We start from the raw sequence: 1,420 nt of genomic DNA on the forward strand, positions 1-1,420 counted from the left end.
GCCGTCACGGGCAACCGGTTTGCGACCTGGACGCTCGCCCTCGATCTGCGGCTCGCGGCTTGGACGTGGGCCGGTCGGCGCGCCAGCGGCTGGACGCAGGGTGCGCACGCGCTCGGTCTTGCCCATTGGACGCGACGATTTGCGCTGCATGCGCTCAAGCTTGTCTTTGCTCTTGGCGTTGAGTTGCGGCATCGCCACCGGCGTCAGGCCGACCTCTGCACTGAGGATGTCGACTTCGTACTGGCTCATTTCGCGCCAGCGGCCCATCGGCAGGTCGGAATTGAGGAACACCGGACCGAAACGCACGCGCTTCAGACGGCTGACCACCAGACCTTGGGATTCCCACAGACGACGAACCTCACGGTTACGGCCTTCCATCACCACGCAGTGGTACCAGTGGTTGAAGCCTTCGCCACCTGGCGCCTGCTTGATGTCGGTGAACTTGGCCGGGCCGTCTTCCAGCACCACGCCGGCCTTTAGACGCTCGATCATTTCGTCGTCGACTTCACCGCGTACACGCACAGCGTACTCACGGTCCATCTCGTAGGACGGGTGCATCAGGCGGTTGGCCAGTTCACCGTCGGTGGTGAACATCAGCAGACCGGTGGTGTTGATGTCGAGACGACCGATGTTGATCCAGCGACCTTCTTTCGGACGCGGCAGCTTGTCGAACACGGTCGGACGGCCTTCCGGGTCGTCACGGGTGCAGATCTCGCCATCGGGTTTGTTGTACATGATCACGCGGCGTACCGATTCGGCCGCCTCTTCGCGCTTGATCACCTTGCCATCAATGGTGATGGCGTCGTGCATGTCGACGCGCAGACCGAGGGTGGCGTCTTTGCCATTGACCTTGATCCGGCCCTGGCTGATCCAGGATTCCACGTCACGGCGCGAGCCGACGCCGATACGGGCGAGGACTTTCTGCAGCTTTTCGCCTGCGGGGCCGATTTCCTGGTCGTCTTTCTGAATGATGTCGCTCATCTGGGCACCTCCCGGTGTGGTCTGTTCAAGCGCTCTGAATTGGACGCTTGACGCATTGAAATCTGGGTTCTCGGCCGAAGGGATCGGCGGAGGGCCGCGAATCATACGCGGATGTGCGCCGTCGCGCATCAGAGACTAGCTGATCGATCGACAGTTATTTCTTTTTCCGCCGACCGGCGCCACCGAGTTTGATCAGACGCAGTGCAGCTTCGGCCAGGACCGTGCGCTTGTCGTCCTTGTCGAGTTTCTTCCAGGCCTTGATTTCACGCTTGCTGCGGCCGCAACCGAGGCAGATGTCGTCGGTGAATTTGCAGAGGCTGATGCACGGGTCTTTTGTTGAACTCATACCTACTCCAGAAACACACAAATCCCCTGTAGGAGTGAGCCTGCTCGCGATAGCGGTGTGTCAGTCGACATCTTCTTGGCTGATACACCGCTA

Annotated in this window: 2 protein-coding genes; both read right to left on the reverse strand. The window is 60.6% G+C overall.

Going from position 1 to position 1,420, the window contains the following annotated elements; translation table 11 throughout:
- A partial coding sequence (gene rluB / locus EJA71_RS25065) for a 23S rRNA pseudouridine(2605) synthase RluB (protein ID WP_158960363.1) occupies positions 1 to 981 on the reverse strand: 981 nt, incomplete at its 3' end.
- Between the two features lie 154 nt (positions 982 to 1,135).
- Positions 1,136 to 1,327 carry a DUF1289 domain-containing protein gene (locus tag EJA71_RS25070; RefSeq protein ID WP_007919669.1) on the reverse strand — a complete coding sequence of 64 codons (192 nt, stop codon included), beginning with the start codon at positions 1,325 to 1,327 and terminating at the stop codon, positions 1,136 to 1,138.
- Positions 1,328 to 1,420 lie beyond the last annotated feature (93 nt).

Origin of the sequence: Pseudomonas sp. PB106, from assembly GCF_009764645.1 — a bacterium.
In the GTDB taxonomy this organism is placed as follows: Bacteria; Pseudomonadota; Gammaproteobacteria; order Pseudomonadales; family Pseudomonadaceae; genus Aquipseudomonas.

Coding starts and splice junctions, on each gene's coding strand:
- EJA71_RS25070 (WP_007919669.1), bottom strand. CDS start 1,327: ATGAGTTCAACAAAAGACCCGTGCATCAGCCTCTGCAAATTCACCGAC.